This window comes from Xanthocytophaga flava (assembly GCF_030068545.1).
GTDB lineage: Bacteria > Bacteroidota > Bacteroidia > Cytophagales > 172606-1 > Xanthocytophaga > Xanthocytophaga flava.
The window spans coordinates 164805-187545 of record NZ_JASJOR010000005.1; the positions used below are offsets into that span (position 1 = coordinate 164805).

Here is a 22741-nt window from a genome sequence, read left to right on the forward strand (position 1 = left end):
AATAACTCAGGCAAGATTCGGTATAAAGACAGGTTTTCATATATATAAGATACTATTTCCAAGTTTCGTAATTGAAGGTACCAATGAGAAAAAAGATACTATTGTTCCTGTTCTTTTGTGGGGGCATGATCTCCAGCTTTGCTCAACAAGATGCTCAATATAGCCAGTATATGTTTAATATGATGGCTGTAAATCCTGCCTATGCGGGGAGTCGGGATGTACTGAGTATTACCGGTCTGTACAGAAACCAGTGGGTAGGTATGGAAGGTGCTCCGGTAACACAGACCCTGACAGCCGATATGCCTATCCGTAAAGAGAAGATAGGGATAGGTCTATCATTATTTAATGATAATATAGGTTTGACAGCTACACGTGGTATTTCTGGCGTGTATTCCTATCGGATTCGGTTTAATAAAAAAGGAACGCTTGCTTTTGGTATTCAGGGTGGAGTGCTTTATTTCAATGGAGAATATTCCAAGATGGTGCTTAACCCTAATCATACACCTGACCCAACTGTACCTAATGACTATGTGCGGTATGCTCCTGTTGTCGGAGCGGGGATCTATTATTCTACGGATCGTTTTTATCTCGGCGCATCACTTCCCAATCTGGTTAAATATACCCTGACAGATCAGCGTATTATTACATCTGCTGATCCGAATGAACGGGCTATGAAGTTCCGGCACGTTTTCTTAATGACGGGTTATGTAGTACAGTTGAGTCCTTCTGTAGTCTGGAAGCCTTCTGTACTGGCCAAGTTTGTAAAAGGGGCACCACTTCAGTTTGATCTTAATACCAACTTCTGGTTCTATGATCGGTTTGCTGTAGGAGCTTCTTATAGAACAGGAACGGCTATTCTGGGTATGGTTGAGTTTCAGATTACTCCTCAGCTACGTTTGGGGTATGCGTATGACTATGGTCTCAATGCGTTACAACGATACAATGCCGGTACACATGAGATCATGTTACGATATGAATTTAGCTTTGATAAGGCTAAGGTACTGTCGCCACGTTATTTCTAATAGCCAGCAAGTAAAGGGATGAGTAGAAGAGTAAAAACATCTGACAAGAATTTAAACTGCTAAAGTACAATAAGGCATTCTGCGTATAAATATTCATGGAAATGACAAAAAAAATTACTTTTTGGACATTGCTGCTTACATGTTTCCTCAGTTATCAGGCATTCTCCCAGGGGTTAGGGTTAAAAGCTCAGGGGGATAAGGCGTATGCTCGCCTGAAATATGCGACAGCTATCGATCTGTATGAGCAATACTTACAACAGGATAGTACAGATCTTTCGGTAAAAAAGAATCTGGCTGATTCGTATCGGAAAGTAGGAGACAGCAAGAATGCCGAACGACTGTATGGAGAAGTTGTTACAAAAGATCCCAATGATGCCAAGTCCGCATTTGCCTATGCTCAGATGTTATCTGAAAACGGTAAATATGAAGAGGCTAAAGTCTGGTATAGCAAATACCAGCAGCTTAATTCAGGAGATCCGAGAGGAACAGCCTTTACACAAGCCTACAATAATCTGGGAGAACTATATGCAGATTCCTTAGAGTATAAGATTTTTAAAGTAGATATTAACTCAGACCAGTCAGACTTTAGCCCAACCTATTATGATAAAGGGCTAGTATTTGTATCGGGAAGACGTCCTGATAAGAGTTCGAAAAAAGTATATGCCTGGAATAACACAGCTTTTCTCGATCTGTTTTATGTTGACTCAACAGGTATACGGGCTCTGCCTTATGATACTGACACAAAAGTAGATCGCTACACCTCTGCTGATTCGTATAAAACCAAACAAGAAAGCTTACACTCGGATCAAACCCGTAAAACTAGTAACGATAACAGCACACTGGGATACTATGGAGACAATTTCCCCAAGGACAATGGAGGCGTAAATCAGGATACCCGTGTTACGCCTTTTGATAAAAAGATTAACAGCAAATTCCATGAAGGACCCGCTGCCTTTACGAAAGATGGAAATACGATCTATTTTACCCGAAACAATTACCTGGGTAGTTCTCAAAAAGGGGATGATGGCATAGTAAAACTAAAGATTTATACCAGTGAAAAGAAAAATGGAGAATGGAGTCGTCCAAAGGAATTACCATTTAATAACAAAAACTATTCTGTAGGTCATCCAGCTCTAAGCCCGGACGGAAATACATTGTACTTTGTTTCAGATATGCCTGGTGGTTTTGGAGGAACCGACATCTATAAAGTAGCCAAAGGAACGGATGGAAAATGGAGTACTCCTGAGAACCTGGGTAAGGCTGTAAATACAGAAGGCAATGAGATGTTTCCGTATGTAGACAATACCAATAAACTGTATTTTTCCTCAAATGGCCATGCTGGATTAGGTGGTCTGGATATTTTTGAGACGGATCTGAATTCACTGGGGACTGTGGAAAATATTGGTTTCCCTATCAACTCTAAAAAGGATGACTTCGGGATAATCGTAGATTCTACCGGACGCCAGGGATACTTTAGCTCCAATCGTGGCAAAGGTGGTTCGGATGATGATATTTATATGTTTCGTAAATTGGCTGCTCCTATTCAGTTGTTTGTATATGCGTATGAAAATGAGAATACACAGGATACTTTACGGGACGTACCTATCACGGTAAAAGAAGAAGGCAAAGAAGGAGTAGTACCTGGTAAGAATACAAACGGTTTATATACCTTCAATCTAAATCCTGATAAGAACTATACGATCACTGGTAAGAAGGATACAGCAACAGTAACCAAAAATGTAAGTACTACAGATCGTAAGCCTGGCGAAAAGATCAATGAAGCATTACAGTTTATTACAGATCCGGATCTGATTGCAAAGTTGAAAGATCCTAACGGAGGTAAGAAAAAACTGCCTGCCGATTGTGATGAAAACCGCAAACTGTATTCACTGGATAATGTGTATTATGACTTTGACAAAGCTTCCGTTCGGGCTGATGCCAAACCTGTACTGACATCTGTAGTAAAGCTGATGAAAAAATATCCGGATATAGAGATCATTGTATCTTCCTATACAGATGCACGTGGTACCAACGATCCCTATAACATAAAGCTTTCTGCAAAACGATCTGATGCGGTTTACAATTACCTTTTGAAAAACGGTGTAACAAAAAACCGTTTATCAAAAGAAAGCAATAGCGAAAATGCACCTGTAAATGACTGTAAAGATGGTATTGCCTGTACAGAGGTACAGCATCAGTTAAACCGTCGTACTGAATTTTATGTAGTAAAGAACGGTCGTAATATCACCAAAGAATGTGAACTGATCACCTATAAGCTTCCTAATCGCATTGACCCTGCGGATGTACGGTTAATCTATTTTGATCTGAATAAATCAGAGATACGTTCAGATGCAGGCCCTGTACTGGATGAGCTGGTAGAGACATTAAAGCAAAACCCTGGTATTAAAATCGCTGTGGCTTCTTTTGCTGATTCGAGAGCATCTCAGAATTACAATTATGCGTTATCCCGTCGTCGTTTGCAGGAGTCTGTAAACTACCTGATTAATAAAGGTGTAAGCGCTTCCAGAATCAGAATGAAGGAGTTTTATGGCGAAACTCACTTGGCAAACGATTGTCGTGATGATGTAAACTGTAACGAAGAACAACATCAGGCCAACCGCCGTACTGAGATACGAATTATCAGATAATGAGGATTACATAAACAAAAAACCTGCTTTTCAGAAAAAGAGCAGGTTTTTTGTTTATAGTGATATTTATCTTGCGTCAATGCCAGATAGAAAAAGCCGCGATTATAGATTCATTTTAATATTCATCTTCATTGAAGAAGAAATCATCTTTTGTTGGGTAGTCAGGCCAGATCTCTTCAATACTCTCATAAGGCTGACCATCATCTTCTAGTTCCTGGAGATTTTCAACTACTTCGGTGGGAGCACCTGAACGAATAGCAAAATCAATTAATTCATCTTTGGTTGCAGGCCAGGGAGCATCTTCTAGGTAAGAAGCTAATTCTAATGTCCAATACATAGGCATTCTCTTTTATCTATGATAAAATAAAAATTGGTTTGAAAACAGATTAATGCGATACTGCTTTTCTTTGATGGAAAAGCTACAAAATCTAATACCGAAAAGTTCAAAAAATGTTTCAAATAATAAAATAAAATACTATAATTTTTTTGAACAGACTAATAGTACGCATTTTTAACGATACGGACGGTTGGTTCGTATCTCTGCCAACTCATTTTTAAACTGATTTAATAAATTTTCTTTTACCTGAATCTTCCGTTTTTGTACGTTCAGATTAGTTGCTGGCCGCTTATTGTCCTGATTCTGGTCATCGCCATATCCTTGCCGGTTGTAACTGCTGGTTTGACCAACAGAGCCACCTGCTGCTTCACTTTCCTGTAGTTCTAACTGTTGTTTATCTTTGCGTACAAGATCGCTCATGGTGGCTACCTTGATGGTAAGCTGCTCTTCTTTTGACTTTTTCTCAAAGAAGAAATGCTTCCGTTTGATCACACGCATCAGATAATTCATTTCAAAAATTTTGTCACACGCCAGACGGAAACGTTCACCTAATGCTCTATCCTGTTTAAAGGAAGGCACATTGAGATTTTTCCACTCCATCAGCAATGCTTTGGCTCGTTCAGCCGCCACATTCATATCCGGCTGTGTAAATAATGATTCTGCTTCAGCAGTCATTTTTTCCTGAGCCGCCTGCTTAGGATCAACACGTTTGGTAAAGCGTGGAGGTAGGCCTTTAGCCTGATTATAGCGTTCAAAGAAAATATCGGTAGCCTTGCGGAATCGTTTCCAGAGTTTGGTAACCTTATCCGGAGGGAGTTTGCCTACGTTTTTCCAGCGTTCCTGAAGTGCCTTAAATGCAGTCACTGTAGCGTCCCAGTCCTGAGAATATTTAAGTCGCTCGGCCTGGTAAATAATCTCCATATACGAGTCCATACGAGTCTTTTGCTCGAGCATCTTCTGGTTGAAGAAGTCTTTTCTGCGAGCAAAGAAATCATCTAGTACTTTGCGGAAAGATCCTTCAATTTCTTCTTCCAGTTCTTTGGCAACGGCACCGGTTTTAATCCACTTTTCTTTTATCTCATGCAATTTGTCCGCAGCTTCTTTCCACTCTTCACTCAGCCGATGAGGTTCTGCTTCTAAAAGTAGAGCTTGTTTGATCTCAAGATTTCGGTCCCGGTTAACAGATATGTTTTTGCGGAGATCCTCTTCGAGTACATCCAGCTTTTGGTAAAGGGCAGGAAAATCCCCCAGGGCATCATAATCGGCAAAGTAATTACGCAGATGAACCAGTTTCATCAGGTAAGAACCTTTGTTCTGAGCAGTTTCTACAAGGGTATACAGTTCCGCAACTTTTTGTTGTGCAACTTCATAGCGTTTGCGGAAGTATTCCACACTGGCCTCAATACTTTGGCGTACTTCGCCAATTTCACGGTCGGGAAAATCGAAATAACCCTTCAGATATACTTTTCCTTCACTGACGTATCCGTATTCGTCAGACCAGTCAACGTTGTTCATGGTTTGGTTGTATTAAAATTTACTATACTGTTTAGGAAGCAATACTTCGTTCAGTATCGAAAGTCTTGACGGACAGACGATTTGAGTTTGAAAAATAATGGAAATACCAAAGATTACCAACAAGGCAACCAATTTATCTGAATAATACTTTATTTTTTTGTTACTGCAAAATAATGTTTTTTAAAAAAAAGTATACAATACTTCATTACAGTATTTTTCAGATATTTGTCCCACTCAAAAAACGGGAGATGCTATTTTAGTAAAAAAACACTGAACAAGTAAGCATATTCCGGGAACTAAAAAAAGGAAAATAGCCGATCTTTTCTTTGTGATCGTAGTATCTACTTGCTAATCAGGAAGTAGTGAATGTCATTAAAATCTACATATTTGCCTTTGGAAGGTCTGAGCTGTTTTTCAAAACAAACGTATATTAACCTATTTAGGAGAACGCATTATGAGTAACGAGAAAATTATATTTTCTATGAACCGGGTAAGCAAGATTTACCCGTCTACCAACAAGCAGGTTCTGAAAGATATCTATCTGTCATTTTTCTATGGTGCCAAAATAGGTGTCTTAGGTTTAAACGGATCTGGTAAGTCAACCTTGCTGAAAATTATTGCAGGGATAGATAAAAACTATCTGGGTGAAGTAGTATTCTCTCCGGGTTATACAGTAGGTATGCTGGAGCAGGAACCTCAGTTTGATCCTGAAAAGACTGTCATTGACGTTGTGAAAGAAGGAACCAAAGAAATTGTGGATCTGCTGAAAGAGTTTGATGAGATCAATGAAAAGTTTGCCGATCCGGATGCTGATTATGACAAGTTGCTAACCCGTCAGGCTCAGGTACAGGAGAAACTGGATGCAGTAGATGCCTGGAACCTTGACAATAAGCTGGAGAAGGCTATGGACGCTCTTCGTTGTCCTCCACCTGATGCATTGATCAAACACTTGTCTGGTGGTGAAAAACGCCGTGTGGCTATGTGTCGTTTGTTATTACAGGAACCCGATGTATTGTTGCTGGATGAGCCGACCAACCACCTGGATGCAGAGTCGGTTTTGTGGCTGGAACAACACTTACAACATTATAAAGGGACAGTCATTGCTGTAACGCACGACCGGTACTTCCTGGATAATGTAGCTGGCTGGATTCTGGAACTGGATCGTGGAGAAGGTATTCCATGGAAGGGAAATTATTCTTCCTGGCTGGAACAGAAAAAAGACCGCTTAGCTAAAGAAGAGAAGCAGGAATCCAAACGTCAAAAAACGCTGGAGCGTGAGCTGGATTGGGTACGTATGGCTCCAAAGGCTCGTCAGGCTAAGTCAAAAGCTCGTTTGCAGGCATATGATAAGCTGCTTGGTGAAGAGGCAAAACAGAAAGAAGATAAACTGGAGTTATTTATCCCGCCAGGACCGCGGTTAGGAGCAAAGGTAATAGAGGTTCAGAATGTGGCTAAATCATTTGGGGATAAGCTATTATTTGAAAGTTTGAATTTTTCGTTACCTCAGGCAGGTATCGTAGGTATTATTGGACCCAATGGTGCTGGTAAGACAACTTTATTCAAACTGATAACCAATCAGGAAAAACCAGATGCAGGTACGTTTGAAGTAGGCGATACAGTAAAAATTGCCTATGTAGATCAGGAACACGACAAATTGGACGCTACCAAAAGTGTATTTGAGACGATTACAGGAGGTACAGAGCAGATGATGTTAGGCGGACGTATGGTAAACTCCCGTGCCTATGTGAGCCGTTTCAACTTTACCGGAAATGATCAGGAAAAGAAAGTAGGTGCCCTGTCAGGGGGAGAACGCAACCGGGTGCATCTGGCAATGACATTGAAAGATGGGGGTAATCTGTTGCTACTTGACGAACCTACCAACGACCTGGATGTAAACACCATGCGTGCGCTTGAAGAAGGTCTGGAGAACTTTGCAGGTTGTGCTGTAATTATTTCTCACGACCGTTGGTTCCTGGATCGTATCTGTACACATATCCTGGCTTTCGAAGGAGATTCACAGGTATACTGGTTTGAAGGGAACTTCTCTGAATACGAAGAGAACAAGAAAAAACGCCTTGGTGATATTACTCCTCATCGTATCCGCTATAAAAAGCTGGTGTAATCACAGTAAGCAATATATACTCAAAAAGCGTATGATAATCATACGCTTTTTTCATTTATGGAAATATCTTAAGTAAGGCTTTTATATGTTAGTTTATAGAATCTACAGGTGAACTTGAAATGGATTGTAAAACCTGTTGAGTGACATCTTTACCCCCTGACAAGTTTGTAATCAGTGCCATTGGAGTATAGATAATACCCCAGGGAAATCCCCACCAGCCAAAAAATAAAGAAAGCAACGTAAATGGGAGGCTTTTCCCCCAGTGCGATTCGCCACTTCTGATAAAATAGATATCAGTAGGTTTTTTAAAGGTCATAACAAGAACGGAGACTGTAAATTCGAAGTATACGAATTTGCCTCCATATTGAATTTCGCCTAGAATGTCCTGAACGGTAAGACCTTCTGTATTTTTAATTGTCATACGAGTGTATTTGGGTTAGTATGTCTCTTGATCTGTTTAGATTAGAAAATGTAACTTTGCAATAGTTACCGACCTGTAAGTTGTGGTAGGAAAATAGACTATTAAGGGAAAATATGTAGAAAGGAAGAAAATAAACCTGGTGAAAACATACCCAAAAATGTAGAAACTCTATTTATACTACAGCCTGGTATACTTATTTCTGAGATAGATTTATTTCTACTCGGTATGAATAATTATCCAAGACTAACCAAAACAGTCATCATACTGGCAATCCTGGTGTTGATTGTCATTATTCTGGTCTATGCAAGACCTTTTCTGATACCTTTGACATTTGCCGCATTGCTGGCTATGCTCTTATTGCCTTTTACAAAATGGCTAAGGGATAAAGGTATTCATGAAGTTGTCGCTATCGTACTTTCGATATTGCTATTGGTAGGCTTCTTTGCATTGATCTTTTTTCTGATCAGCTTGCAGATATCTGATCTTGCCAAAAATACTTCTCAGATTGAAAAACAGGTCACAGAACGATACCATCAGGTCCAGCAGCTTATTACAGATCAGCTGGGTATTTCACCTGCTAAACAGGAAAAGATGATTAAGGAACAGCAGGCTTCTTCTCCTGGGAAACTTGCTTCGCTTGTCACTGGTTTCCTTGCCGGATTAGGTGGCGTGTTGACAGATACTATTCTGGTACTGGTGTATATCTTCCTGCTTATCTGTTTCCGCAGCAGATTGAAAGGTTTTATTGTACGACTGGTTCCGAAAAAGGAAGAGCCCAAAGCACTTGAAATCGTGAATAATGTACAGCAGGTGACACAAAAGTATTTGAGCGGACTTTCTCTAATGGTTGTGTCTCTGTGGGTGATGTATGGAATTGGGTTTACCGTTGTAGGAGTAAAGAATGCCCTCTTTTTTGCTATACTCTGCGGCATTCTGGAAATCATTCCTTTTGTTGGAAATCTGACAGGTACTACACTTACTATTGTTATGTCTCTGGTGCAGGGAGGTAATACCAATACTATCGTAGGTATTCTGATTACTTATGGATTGGTACAGTTTATCCAATCATATATACTGGAACCCCTGATTGTCGGTTCTGCGGTAAATATCAATCCCTTGTTTACCATTGTGGGATTGGTAGCAGGGGAGATGGTGTGGGGGATACCCGGCATGATCCTGGCCATTCCGTTGTTAGGCATTACAAAAATTGTTTGTGACAATGTAGAGTCTTTACAACCATATGCCTATCTGATTGGGGAAGAGGAAAAGAAGGAAAATGGAATCAAGAAATTCCTTAACAAAACAGGGAAAACAATAAAGGGCTGGTTTCAGAAGAAATGAAGGTGACAGGTTGCATTCTGTATTTGCAATAAATAATTGGGGGATTTCTAAAAATGAGAAATTCCTTTTTATTTAGGGTCAATACTGTTTTACCTATGGTTGTAATCGTTCTTTTTGGGATATGTATAATTGGGAGTGTGGCTGCATTTCTGGTAGCTCTGACACAGCTGCGATGGATACGAAAAGTAAAAACGTATAGTAGAGTAGAGGCACAAATAACAAAAGTCGTGAATGCCAGCTGGAGTGGGGATACTGCTGATCGCGATGGAGGGGAATATAGCGTACCGGTTGCTGAGTTCAAAGTCGAATCAGGCCAAACGATGACTTTTACACTACATGGAAGTGAATATAGAAACTATTCTATGGGACAAGGAATACAGATGGTATACCCTCCCGGACAACCTGAATTAGCAATAGTATTTGAGAAGAAAGAGATAATTAATACAGGCATTAAATATAGTGTAGTCGGAGTAATACTTGCAGGGCTGGCAATACTCCTGTGGTATTGGACTGGGCTGAAATAAGGTGGCCTAAGATATATAAATAATAACTTCCTTAAAAAACAAACAGGCAAGCCAATTAAGACTTGCCTGTTTGTTTTTTATCAGATTTATCGAAAGAATTAATTGCCTGTACTATCTGAATCATTGGTGCGACTTACTACCTTGATCTGTCCGGCTCCGTTTACAGAATGATATTCGCCATTGTACATAGCGTCAGCCTGTACAGGTCCCATACGGAAGGTCCCTGTAGAAACAGCCCGCACTACATAATAATAGTTGCGTGGATAGCTGGTCGCTGTAGCAAACAGATTAATCCGGTCGTCACGGATATCTGAGTAGTCTGGATTGGTTACATCCTTCGCCCAATTCATGGATGGCACTTCTGAGATACGAGGGTTTTCAATTTCAAATCCTGCAGGTAGCATATCTGTAATGACCACATTCGGTACAGTAGAACCATCTGTTGTTGCCAGCGTTATCTTAATCACTACCATATCATTCTGTTTGAATGAATTGCCAGAGATAGGATTGCCAAAGCGGTCATAGAATGTTTTACGTACTTGCAGAAAACTATCTTCTTCTTTCACTGTACTGCTTCGGGTTAATCCCTCTGCTTGCCAGAAGTAATACAAGCTACCCGAACCATTCGGTGATATACTGATAGTCTGATTAATTACACCTTTGCTGGCTACCAGATCCTGTTCGCCTGCTTCTCCTAATGATGTATTACCTGCTTTTACTTCTCCAGTTACATTGGCAGCATTAGAGCCTTTAGCCAATTTACCCAGAGCCAGTAAGCCAAAGGCACGTTCCTGTGTATTCATATAGGATTTCTGCTTCATCTGTTCTGACAAATGTTTCGCCATGATTGGAATTTGCAGGTTCTTAGGATCGCTGTCAATAAGTGCATTCAATGAAATCGCCTCATCACGAATGTATGAATAGAAGCTACCACCCAGCGCTTGTACAGATCGCTCTCCTGAAAAAGCTGATGGAACAATGTTTTTAGCAGAAGTACCATCGCCTAACATTTGATACGCTGCTGCCAACAGATAGCGTGAGTCAATGGCAAGTAATGCCTTACTTGCCTTATAGTAGTTCATGGTAGGTACATCCTGACGACGGGCTAAGGCCAGTACATACAAGGAGTACGCAATCTCTTTTGGCGCAATCTGTTTAGTTTGACGTGTGTTAGATGCATTGTAATAAAAATATTCCTCTAGGTCTTTCTGCTTTACTTTCTGTTGCAGGAAGGAAAGAATCTTATCCAGGAATGTCTCACTCACATCAAATCCGGCACGTTGGGCTTCGATCAGGAAGTGAGCTGCATAGGTTGTTCCCCACCAGCTTGCCTGTCCACCTTCCGGCCAGTAGCTTAATCCTCCATTATACATCTGGAATGTTTGCAGTCGGTTTATGGCTTCCTGAACATTGTAGTTGGCTACAGATGTTTGTGTGGCATTGGCTTTGCCTTTGGAAAGTGATTTGCTCAGTTCTGCAAAATAGAGTTGAGGGAATGCTGTAGAGGTCGTTTGTTCTACACAACCATATGGATACCACAACAATTCATCCAGATCATCAGCAAACTGTACCAAAGGTGAACGGGATACTACCAGCTTACCAGTAGTGGTTGAAGGGATAAAATCAGTAGTCAGATTGAAGTTTTTAGTACCTCCTGCCACTACACCCGAGCCACTCCGTTTAAGCAATGACTGAATCGGACGAATAGTAATATCATTCTTCTCAGTATAAGTACCTCCCAATCCGTTTACTTCCACAATCACCTGTCCTGCCCCCACAGCATCTTTGGCATTGATTGCAAATGTTACACGACCTTCACTATTAGGGTTCACATTTATAGTTTGAGAATCATCTCCTTCTACAGATAAATTGCCTGTTACTTTTACTTTAGCTGTCAGGCTGCCTGCTTTGTTTGTCGTATTGCTCAATGTTACTGGCATTTCTAACTGATCTCCAGGACTAAAGAACCGTGGCAGTGAGCTACTGATGACTACCGGATCGGCTACTTTCATATTGGTGTTGGCAGAACCAAAGGCATCATCCTTATACGCAACTGCCATGATGCGTAGATCGCCTGAAAACTGAGGTACATCAATTGTATACGTGATTTCTCCACTACCATCGGCCGTAAGTTTACCACTCCAGAAAGATACCAGTTTTACGCGTTTGTTGGTTAACGGGTTAACACGTTTTTCCAAACCTGCACCATCCCCACCCACGCTGCTTTTGCTTACTCTCAGATCAGGAAATAATTGTGGATACAGGTCATAGGCATTTACCTCCAAAGCCCGTTTTTGGAAGAAATATCCATGTGGGTCAGGTGTTTTGTAGTTGGTTAACTGAAGAATACCCTCATCTACAACCGCTAGCGTAACTTCCGCATTCGGACGGGTTTTAATTGTAATCGTCTGCTTTGTTTGCGAACGAGACTGGGCAGAGGCCACAATCTCAACAGGCATTTTACGATCCGGATCTTCTACAGTCACAGCTGCATAGCCATGAGCTACTGTTAACGGCATTGCGCCATCATCCAGTGGCTTGATCAGGGTAGCTGAAATATACATGTTAGGCAGATGGTCTGCTTTTATTGGGATACTGATTTTAGCCGACCGTTTGTCTGTATTGACATAATAGTATTCAAATACGCGATTACGTTCTACACTCACCAATATCCGGCCAGGGAATGGTGTTTTCATCAACACTTCGGCTGTTTCACCTACCTGATAGGCAGCTTTATTGGTCTCAATAGTAATTTGCCCTTCACGATTTACTTCAAATGAAGTATTGGCTGTCATACCCCATCCATAGGCATATAGTTCTGCTGAGATGTAGTTTTCTGCCCCTGGACGCATCAGGCGAACTTCATATTCTCCGGATACGCTTGGCACAAAGCTAAAGTTAGTACTTGTGCCATTGATGGTAATAGAACGGTCTATCAGTACTTGTTCTTTCTTCTGAGATACATAACTTAGCTGTCCATAATCATTTTTTTGTAATACAGTCTGCCAGTTTAATTTTACTACCTGCAAATGTGCTTTTACACCCTGCAATGCTTTACCATCTTTGTTTACAGCAATTAATGGTAGTTGTACGGGTTCTTTTGTATTGACATACGAATCTGCCAGTTTCATTCCATAGAATACATCCTGTGTATAGACATCAAAGCGACTGACACGGTTTACAGGTCGTCCGGTTTCATCAAACACAGTGGTAAATATGCTTCCTTCCAATACACCTATATCCTGAAAATCTGCTGGTATAGTGAAAGATTCTTCTGCAATACCTTCGTCATTGGTAGTACCCTGGCGCACATCCTGTTCAAAACGGAAAGGTTTTTCACTGGCAGGAGAGAATATATAGTCTGGATATTCTTTAGCAGAGAAGTATTTCTTTGTCAGGTTAAAGGCCATCTCATAGGAGCGGTTAGCTGCCGGAGGACCAAACAGATTTACGGCTGTAGCTGTTGCCATAAGCTCATCTCCTGACTTTACAAAAGGCTTGCTGGTCTTAACTGTTACCTTGATGCGATCAGGTACAAATTCTTCGATACTCATGGAACGGCTCGTAAGCAATACATCATTAGATGTATACACCTCAGCATTGTAGGTTCCGGTAATGGCGCTAACCGGAAGTTTTACAGATGTTAAGAATGCACCCTGGTCATTGAGTGTGCCTTTCTGGGTAATATATTCTTTGCCATTAGGAAGGACAATCCGGACTTTAACAGGAATGTTACCTGCACTTTTCCATTTGCCATCCCGGATTACAGTATTCAGATTGATCGTTTCTCCTGGGCGATATATATTCCGATCACCATAAATAAAAGCTTGATAGCCTGACAGATTTTCATGAATACCTCCTACTTCATAACGGGAAGTTCCTACGGAAGTCTGACTAAAGAGTAAATAATTGAAATCTTTATCGACGGTACCTGTAATCATCCCAATACTGAATTTGGGAAACTTTTTCCGGATGTCTGCAAACTTGGCTACTCCATCTCCATCTGTCTCGCCTGTTGCCAATACCTGATTATTGGTACTTACCAGATTCACCTTGACTCCTGTCATCGGTTGAGCGGAAAGAATCGAATTGGCAAATACATACACTTCGTCAGGAGTTTCCTTAACCATAAAGCCAATATCTGAAATAGAGACCAATTGCGTGGCTTGCAGGTATTGTTCATCATCTGAACGCACTTTCACAATATAGATACCCTTGAAATCATCAAACTGGGCAAAGTCCAGATTTAATAAGTGGACCCCATTGCCCTTAGGTAGTGTATTCGTCAGGATCTTCTTCTCATAGACAATGTCTCCATATGGGCTGCCATATTCATCAAAATAATATGAAGGGCCATAGTCTGACTCATATTCATAGGAATAATCATAGCTATTCTGGTTGAAGAAGGCATTGATATTATTTTCATATACCTTAAAGATCTTAACCTCAATCTTTGGCACATTGATAATACGTACCCCTATGTTTTTACTCCCTTTACTGGATAGATAAATGGATTTCTTATGTGTAAAGGCAATGGTTGGTTTCATCTCTCCAAATACAACTACCTGAGTGAAATCTTCTTTGAGTGCACCTCCAAAAATGCCTCTGAGCCGTTTGGAAATAATCAGATCATAATTTCCCTCTTTAAAATTACCTTTGATATCAAAGCCATAATCCTGTTTTTCAATGGTAAAGCTGGCAGATGGAGAAAGAGTAATGTGCCGCTGAATATCTCCCTCTTCTACAGTTTGGTTGGTATACACCCGAATCACACCTTTTTCATATTCATATTCGTTGAGTACCTGTACTACCTGAAAATCGCTTTTGTCTGGTGCTTCTGTTTTGAATTCCAGTGGTTTGGGTGTTGCATAGGCACTCTCTGCACATTTTAAGCCTTCCCGGATGGTAAGCTGAACAGCTTTCTTGTCAAAGTTTGCACCACCTTGTACTACTGCTACTGGGATGGCAGAGGCAATTTCAGTGCTCAAAACCTTCGCTGTAACATTTTTACCATCAATATTCATAGCTAACAGGCTTCCTAATTGCATAGGGTTGACCCGATAGTTGAAGTTGACATTAAAACGTAGTTCGGTATTTCCTTCACTATTTTTCACCCAGTACATATCTGTTCCTGCCAGGTTCAGATAGGGTGTGTGAAACTTAATGGGGTCAATACTACCAACAGACAACTTCTCCTGTTTCTCTTTGTCCAGTGTTTTGATATGACTGGTGAGATCATCAGTCACTTTGGCTTCATAGTCAGTGCTGGGAGCAAAGCCTGCATCAGGCGAGAAAGACAGCTCATTAGGAGCGGTCCATTTGAATTTACCACGCACTTGGGGTTCAAATTCAATGTAGTGAGTGGTATCCCATTTGTCTATCAGGGTGTCACCTACCAGATCGTGGGAGAAAGTAAATATGAGATTTTGTTGCTGGGCAATCTCATCCTGAAAATTGCGTCCGTTAATTTCTACCTTATTGCCCCTGCAGGAAATAAGCAGAAAAATGACGCCCAACATCCAGAGGGCACCAATCTTTTGTTTCATAGTGGTTAAAATGAGTGTAGAATAAAAAGCGGGAAAAGTTACAGAAAAAAACAGAGGTTTTGCAAGAAGAAACCGTCGATTATTTTTTGCTGGTTCTCAGAATATTGCAATCTGCACTTGAAACGAAATTAGTGTGGGTAGTAATAAAAACTAATAGCTTCAGATTGTATGTTTTGTAGTGATTTTAGCTACTAGAATACAACTATTTTGTCAGAAAAGGATTTTCAGAAGGGGTGTAAGGTTTGTTCTATTCCAGACAGATAGCCGGAGCCAAACAAATTTAAATGTACCAAAAGCGGATACAGATTATAAATAGCTTTACGTTCCGCAAAGCCTGGTTCTAATGGAGTAGTTTGGGTATATGCATCATAAAAAGCAGGCTCAAAACCTCCAAACAGATAGGTAAAAGCTATTTCCGCTTCTCGGTTACCATAGTACACTGCAGGATCTATAAGGCTGGCATAACCATCTTTACCAGTTAGTACATTTCCATGCCAGAGGTCACCGTGGAGAAGAGCTGGTTTTTCGTTGGGAATGATATCGGGCAATCGGGTATAAAGATGTTGAAATTTAGTATAGAGTGTTTGGGGCATAAGCTGGTTATATACTGCTAAGCCTATTTGTGGCTTTAAACGACACTCAATAAAAAAATCAACTCCGTTGGTATATGGGGTATTAGTTTGTGGAAGTGACCCAATATAGTTGGGGTAGGAAAGTCCGAATTCTGGTTGAGAATGTGTGTGCAAACGAGCCAGAGAGGTTCCAAGATTTGCCCAATAGTTGCTTTTGGCATACATGAAAGGTAAAAACTCCAGTATCAGATAGGTTTTCTGTCCGTTTTGACCATATCCTATCACTTCCGGAACAGATATTTCTCCGGCTTCTTTTAATAGAGTTAACCCTTTTGCTTCACAGGCAAAAAAATCCTCCTCCATGCTTTCATTCCACTTAACAAAAAAAGTCCCGGCACTAGTAGTTGCCTGTATGGTTTGATTGATACATCCACCAGAGAGAAAATGATAATCCAGTATGGATACTTCCTTGCCAAGGGTTGTAAAGAATATTGTCTCCAGAAACTGAACATATTCTTCATGTAAACCACGAAAATCCATAAGTCAGAATATGTTTAGCTGAAGATGATAATAAGAAAGCTATTGTTCTCCTGATGTTTTATTGAGATGATGTTTTTCAGTCAGAAACTCAATAAAACCTTCATTGGCCTTCATTAGCATATGATACACCCGTTCAAAGCCATCCATACTACCAAAGTAAGGATCTGGAACGTTGAGATCAGAGGCTGCTGTATCAAAATTACGCATCATTACTACTACTGCCCGACTAGAAATATAGCCTGGATGTCGTGTAATATTTAGGTAGTTTGAGTGATCCATTGCGACAATGTAGTCATATTCCTGAAAGTCATTCTCGCTGAGTTGACTTCCTTCGTGATGGATCTCAATACCATGTTTACGGGCTACCTTAATCGTACGACGATCGGCAGGTTCGCCAATATGATAATCGGCAGTACCCGCTGAACGACTAACGAGAACGTTCTGCAGACCTTTTTTTACAACAAGATGGTTAAAGATGCCTTCTGCAAGAGGAGAACGGCATATATTTCCCAGACAAACAAATAATATTTTTACCATGAATAAAACATCGCTGGATGAGACAAGGGATATAGCTGGTTTTCCACCTGTTTCACTATAAACTTGCTAATAATTATTTAATAACTAAATATATTATCAGAGACAGTTTTTTGTTGATTTGCAATCTTTTTTTCAGTATTTCTACTTACCTTGCGCCACATTTCAAGCAAATGTATGATTTTAGAAACCATTATGGAAAGAAAAAATACAAATCTGTTCTTCTTATCAGGTATTTTTTTACTTTTTACTTTATTATTGATCGGAAGATCAGTCAAGGATCAATCTGTTAAATCCGATAAGACACAGTCTCTCCAAAAGTCAACAAACCGTAATGTGCCCCCTCCGGCGTGGCTTAAAAATGTAAGCTTGGAGAATGCGGACAACACGGTAGCCCGATAAGGACATTAAATTTCAGGTCTTGGCTAAAAGAAAAACCTCTGTAAAATATGAGGTAGCGGGATTTCTTTGTCATATTACTAACCTGTATACATATATACGTTATAACATTTACAGGTAAGTAGATGAGATGGAATTATTCCTCTTCTTCTACAATCACAAATACATCTTCTGTGTTCTTTTTCATCAGGTAACGCTCACGGGCAAATTTTTCAAGTAGTTGGGGACTTCCCATCAATTCTTCCCGTTCCTTCTTCACTTTTAATACTTCTTTTACGTAGTGCTTTTTTTGTTCTTCCAGTTCAACTGTCTGTTTCCAGAGTTTAAACTGAGAGATCATATCATTGGTATCAAATAACAGCATCCATACAAGGAAAACCGCAGTGGTAGCAAAATAAAAGTTGCGGGTAAAGGGGGGGAGTTTAACAGGCATAGAACAATAATCTACAACACAAAGCTCTGAGAAATACTGGCTACAAGTTGAAAAACCTGTAGCCAGTAATACTAAATTAGAAATTGATGCCTGGGAAATAAGCTGTATTGCCCAGTTCTTCTTCAATACGTAATAACTGATTGTATTTTGCCATCCGGTCAGAACGAGATGCTGAACCAGTTTTGATTTGACCTGTATTCAGAGCAACTGCCAGATCAGCAATAGTGCTATCTTCTGTTTCTCCCGAACGGTGTGACATTACACTCTTATATTTATTGCGTTTTGCCAGATTTACCGCATTGATAGTCTCAGTCAATGAACCAATCTGATTTACTTTAACCAGAATAGAGTTAGCAACACCTTGGTTGATACCATCTTGCAGACGTGTTACGTTTGTTACAAACAAATCGTCACCCACTAACTGGATTTTCTTGCCAGTCAAGTCTGTTAATTCTTTCCAACCTGCCCAGTCATCTTCTGCCATACCATCTTCAATGGAAAGGATAGGATATTTATCAACCCACTCTTTCCAGTAGTTCGCCATCTGAGAAGATGTCAGTTTTTCACCTGTAGATTTTTTGAAGTGATACATTTTGCTGTCTGCATCATAGAACTCAGAGCTAGCTGCATCCAGTGCGATGAAGATATCTTCACCTGGTCTGTAACCAGCTTTCTCAATAGCCTGTAATACTACTTCAATAGCACCTACGTTAGAAGGAATGTTAGGAGCAAAACCACCTTCATCACCTACGTTAGTGCTCATTCCTTTATCCTTCAACACTTTTTTCAGGTTGTGGAATACTTCTACACCCATACGTAAAGACTCAGAGAATGTCTCAGCTTTTACAGGCATAATCATAAATTCCTGGAAGTCGATGGAATTATCCGCATGGCTACCACCATTGAGGATATTCATCATTGGTAGAGGAAGTGTATTGGCATTTACACCACCCAAGTAACGGAATAGTGGTAAACCTGCTTCCTGTGCTGCTGCCTTGGCAATAGCCAGAGAAACGCCTAGAATGGCATTTGCTCCCAATTTACCTTTGTTAGGGGTGCCATCCAGTTCCAACATTAACTGGTCCAGCATATTTTGTTCAAATACAGAATAACCAGTCAGTTCTTCTGCAATAATTTCATTTACATTGGCAACGGCTTTCAATACACCTTTGCCTACATATACTTTTTTATCATCATCGCGCAATTCTACGGCCTCGTGGGTTCCCGTAGATGCTCCTGATGGTACAGCCGCACGGCCTAATTTTCCATTTGCAGTGATTACATCCACTTCTACAGTAGGATTGCCACGGGAATCCAGAATTTGTCTGGCTCTGATTTCTTCAATAAAAGTCATGATCAAGGTTAAATTGGTGATACAAAATATTGAACTCTCTCTGCTTAACGAGATACTATTTTGGCGGGCGAAAATTAGAACTTACTACAGGATTTTCAAAGAAAAAATATAATTAGTAGGTAATTTCCTCGATTTAGAGGCAGATTCTGGTACCTTCATCTCCTCTCAGGAGTTTACATGAGCAACTGGCAGGACGATAGTAAACTTTGTACCCTTACCTTCTTCACTCTGTACTGTAATCTTTCCATGAAGTCTATCCACTGCCTGCCGCACGATATAAAGGCCTAACCCTGACCCATCTGCCCGTTGGGTAGCACGAAAAAACATCTGAAATATTTTTCCCAGATATTCCGGCGCAATGCCTATTCCATTGTCCTGGATCCGAATATTTGTATAATTATCTGTATAACTCACACATACCCATACTTTGCTTTCAGTACGGGGATTGTGGTATTTGATTGCATTGGATAATAAGTTTTTAAATATAATTAATAATTGAAGTTCATCACTTTGAATACTATCGGATGCTGGCATATCAATGACAACCTGAACCTGATCAAAGCCAGGATAATATTCCAGTTCATGCAGACATTGCTGAATTATTTTGTTTAGGGAAACGGGTTTATACTCCAGTGCATTAAACAAACTACGGGAATGGTTCAGAATTGAGTTGATGAATTCTTCAAGCCTGTCAACCCGATTACCTATGAGTTTAATATACTGGTGTTTTTTTTCCAGATCAGATTCAACATCTATCAGACTAAGGAGACCTGCAATAGAAGCTACCGGAGAGCGGATATCATGTGATACTTTATATACATACTGATCCAACTCCTCATTTCTTTGTTTCAGTTCGGAAAGTGTTCTTTCCAGATGTGCTGTTCGTTCAGAAACTTTAAACTCAAGATCTGCTTTTAATGCTGTTAGTTCTTCATTGCTTACCCGTAATGCTCCATTACTCAAACTTAGCTCCTCACTCATTACCTGTAACTCTTCATTCGTAGATTGTATTGCTTTATTTCGCAAGGTTAGCTCACGGTTGAGTTCCTGTAATTGAGCTTCCTGTTGTTTGGTTACCGTTACATCCATAGCTGTACCTTTGGCACATAGAATACCATCCTGATTTTTATATACACGAGCCTTGATATAGATATATTTTAGTTGTCCATCCGGAAGGATTACTCTATAGTTTATACTATAGGGCGCGATGTCTTTAAGCGCCTTGTCCACAATTACTCTAACACGCTCTACATCATCAGGATGAATAATGTTATAAAGGAGATCCAGAGAACTGTCAGTGTAGGCCAGTTCGATTGGCCAGCCAAAGATGCGGTAAAGTTGTGGAGTGCCTCGAAAAGTAAAATTTTCATACTCCGTTTCATAACTTCCAACCTGACTTAGTTCTTCTCCTAACAATAATTGTTCATATCTTTTGTGAAGTTCCTGATCCAAGCGGTTTACTTTGGAAAAAATAAAATGATAGATTAGGAAAATAGTAGTAAAAAAGAATATTAGGATCAACAGTGCTCCCATTGCAGGAGTATAAAGGTTTTGATTGAGCCCATATAGATAGAGTACAATAATGGGTGGTACTCCCAGCATCGCAATACCAAATACATATCGTGCCATTAGATTGCCCAGATAAGGACCAGTAACGATAGATACAATCCCATGTTGAGGATATAAAAGGAGGAGTCCTTGCGCTATACACAGAAATGCAAAACTGCTATGCACAGACATAGCCGAATAACTTTTGAAATCGTAGTAGTCATTGATCTGAAACAAATGCCCCAGAAAAATCAGGTAGCCAGTCAAAAATACAATAATGGCGAGTATGTGACCTGCACTATATCTTTTGTAAATAAAACAGGGAAAGGCTATCCCAATACAGAAAAAACAGATGGCACCTGCAATGGATATTCTGCCTGGCGAGGAGGAACCTATTTTGGAATCAGTTCCCAGTAACTCATCCAGATTTAATGAAAGAATGTGCCAGTGTTCAAGCATAATAGCAAGGCTAATCAGTACAATGATTCCAGACAAAAGAAGCACTAGCCAGAAATAAGGCTTTTTGCTTGCCATCTGAATAAGATTACCTGCTGCTAAAATGAGTAGAATTGCTGTATTAACTTTCATTACAGCATTGCTGATCAAGAAAGTACGTAGGGGTAAGTAGTTAAATAACCATCCTATAAGACCAAGAATAGCAAGCACAATGGTAATACTTGCCAGTATTCTAACAAATAATGTTATTCTGTTGGAGAAATGCACAGCTGCCTCCATTATATAAATGATAAGGTAAACAATATGGAATGGATTTGCCTGATAAAGTATGTCTTTGTGACTCTCCGCTGTCTGATTGATTAACAGGATAGGAGAATAACAAAACAGGTATTGACTGTTAGCTTTGTTTCTCAGATGCTTCTGTAAAGTAAAGAAAAAAAAGTATACAAAATAAGCCTTGCCCGGCATTCACCAGACAAGGCTTATTTTGTATACTTTTAATCCTTTTTAAAGCAGACTCTCTACATTATTACTTTATAATGAATCATTTATAAATTCAAATGTTTAGCAACAGATTGTCTAAGTAACGTCAAGCAGATTTCTGATAGAAAGAAAGTTTATTTGGATGATGCCTGCTCAATGCGACTTTTGCGTTTTTCCAGCACATCCCATACTTCATCCTGCCACTGAAGCGTATTGCCAGTTTGAGAAGTAAGAGCCTGAATAAAATCCGATAGCTTTCTAACAGGATCTTTTCCTAATTTATATACTCCAGATTTGGCTTCCAGTCGTAGCGTAATATCTCCTACTTTGATAGAGGCGTCCTGGTCTTGATAGTATACATTTCTGAAGAAGGTAGATTGGCCATTTTTATCAAACAGCAGTCTTATATCAAGGGTCTGCTTGTAGAAGTTTTCAACCGTTTGACACATATGATCCAGTTTACGATGTTGGATTCTGCGCCATTGTGTAGGAAAAATATCCTGCCACTGCTCCAATGTAATTAACTGTCTACTCAGTTGCTTAGTCATAGGATTAAATCATTATTTTGTTTGTGTGATGTTGAGTATGATTAGATTTACTAAATAACGGGGTCTTAAATTTATACGAAATATAGTGTGGATTCAACTATATTTTTTTACTATAACTTACTAGTAAAGTGCGCATTAACTTATATGAATGAAGTGAATTCATACATACTGTACGGGAATATTTATTGCATGAGAATGCAACAGTTTAGTGAAAACATCAGATAGATTTAGAGAATTGGATTCTCCTGATAATGCAAGTATGTCTACGCTTAGTTGATATAGGTATATCGAAGATGGGTTAGAAGTGTATAACTGCTTAATATGTTACCTGATATGTGAGTTTATTGGACACAAAGATATGAACAAAAGTATTGTTTTTTTCTCTTTCTGAAAAGAGA

The 22741-nt window shown here is 39.8% G+C and carries 15 protein-coding genes; 5 read left to right on the forward strand and 10 right to left on the reverse strand.

From position 1 onward, the window contains the following. Positions 1-83 precede the first annotated feature (83 nt). The gene (locus tag QNI15_RS09705) at positions 84-1022 is read left to right on the forward strand and encodes a PorP/SprF family type IX secretion system membrane protein (RefSeq protein WP_314031563.1); all 939 of its coding nucleotides are present in this window, start codon (positions 84-86) and stop codon (positions 1020-1022) included. Positions 1023-1123: 101 nt separating this feature from the next. Then, entirely contained in the window at positions 1124-3670 is a 2547-nt protein-coding gene (locus tag QNI15_RS09710; RefSeq protein WP_314031564.1) for an OmpA family protein, read from the forward strand. Between the two features lie 115 nt (positions 3671-3785). On the opposite strand, the gene QNI15_RS09715 is transcribed toward QNI15_RS09710, so the two are convergent. After that, a complete protein-coding gene (locus QNI15_RS09715; protein WP_313987890.1) occupies positions 3786-4007 on the reverse strand; it encodes a DUF2795 domain-containing protein in 222 nt (73 codons plus the stop codon). Positions 4008-4181: 174 nt separating this feature from the next. Next, complete coding sequence (locus QNI15_RS09720) at positions 4182-5522, reverse strand: DUF349 domain-containing protein (protein WP_313997664.1); 1341 nt, start codon at positions 5520-5522, stop codon at positions 4182-4184. 454 nt (positions 5523-5976) lie between these two features. Between QNI15_RS09720 and ettA the strand changes: the two genes are divergently transcribed. Further along, positions 5977-7644, forward strand: a complete 1668-nt coding sequence (gene ettA / locus QNI15_RS09725; protein ID WP_313997666.1) for an energy-dependent translational throttle protein EttA — start codon at positions 5977-5979, stop codon at positions 7642-7644. A gap of 88 nt (positions 7645-7732) precedes the next feature. Here the strand turns inward: ettA and QNI15_RS09730 are convergent, their stop codons facing one another. Next, positions 7733-8065, reverse strand: a complete 333-nt coding sequence (locus QNI15_RS09730; protein WP_313987882.1) for a hypothetical protein — start codon at positions 8063-8065, stop codon at positions 7733-7735. A 225-nt stretch (positions 8066-8290) separates the two neighbouring features. Between QNI15_RS09730 and QNI15_RS09735 the strand changes: the two genes are divergently transcribed. Both QNI15_RS09735 and QNI15_RS09740 read left to right on the forward strand, forming a co-directional pair. Continuing rightward, a complete protein-coding gene (locus QNI15_RS09735; protein ID WP_313997670.1) occupies positions 8291-9406 on the forward strand; it encodes an AI-2E family transporter in 1116 nt (371 codons plus the stop codon). Positions 9407-9501: 95 nt separating this feature from the next. After that, on the forward strand, positions 9502-9930 hold the full coding sequence (locus QNI15_RS09740; protein WP_314031565.1) for a DUF3592 domain-containing protein: 429 nt from the start codon (positions 9502-9504) through the stop codon (positions 9928-9930). A 98-nt stretch (positions 9931-10028) separates the two neighbouring features. Here QNI15_RS09740 and QNI15_RS09745 read toward each other — a convergent pair whose 3' ends face one another. The 7 genes from QNI15_RS09745 to QNI15_RS09775 form a co-directional block, all read right to left on the reverse strand. After that, the gene (locus tag QNI15_RS09745) at positions 10029-15476 is read right to left on the reverse strand and encodes an alpha-2-macroglobulin family protein (RefSeq protein ID WP_314031566.1); all 5448 of its coding nucleotides are present in this window, start codon (positions 15474-15476) and stop codon (positions 10029-10031) included. Positions 15477-15700: 224 nt separating this feature from the next. After that, positions 15701-16588 (reverse strand): fructosamine kinase family protein, encoded by an 888-nt coding sequence (locus tag QNI15_RS09750; protein WP_313997677.1) that lies wholly within the window; start codon positions 16586-16588, stop codon positions 15701-15703. A gap of 39 nt (positions 16589-16627) precedes the next feature. After that, positions 16628-17125 (reverse strand): low molecular weight protein-tyrosine-phosphatase, encoded by a 498-nt coding sequence (locus tag QNI15_RS09755; RefSeq protein WP_313997678.1) that lies wholly within the window; start codon positions 17123-17125, stop codon positions 16628-16630. Between the two features lie 532 nt (positions 17126-17657). Next, positions 17658-17954, reverse strand: coding sequence for an FtsB family cell division protein (locus QNI15_RS09760; protein ID WP_313987864.1), 297 nt, complete (start codon positions 17952-17954; stop codon positions 17658-17660). 76 nt (positions 17955-18030) lie between these two features. Beyond that, the gene (gene eno, locus QNI15_RS09765; protein WP_313987862.1) at positions 18031-19308 is read right to left on the reverse strand and encodes a phosphopyruvate hydratase; all 1278 of its coding nucleotides are present in this window, start codon (positions 19306-19308) and stop codon (positions 18031-18033) included. Positions 19309-19473: 165 nt separating this feature from the next. Next, positions 19474-21780: a sensor histidine kinase gene (locus QNI15_RS09770; protein ID WP_314031568.1), complete on the reverse strand. Its 2307-nt coding sequence runs from the start codon at positions 21778-21780 to the stop codon at positions 19474-19476. Between the two features lie 149 nt (positions 21781-21929). Continuing rightward, positions 21930-22343 (reverse strand): hypothetical protein, encoded by a 414-nt coding sequence (locus QNI15_RS09775; RefSeq protein ID WP_313997682.1) that lies wholly within the window; start codon positions 22341-22343, stop codon positions 21930-21932. Positions 22344-22741: the final 398 nt, after the last annotated feature.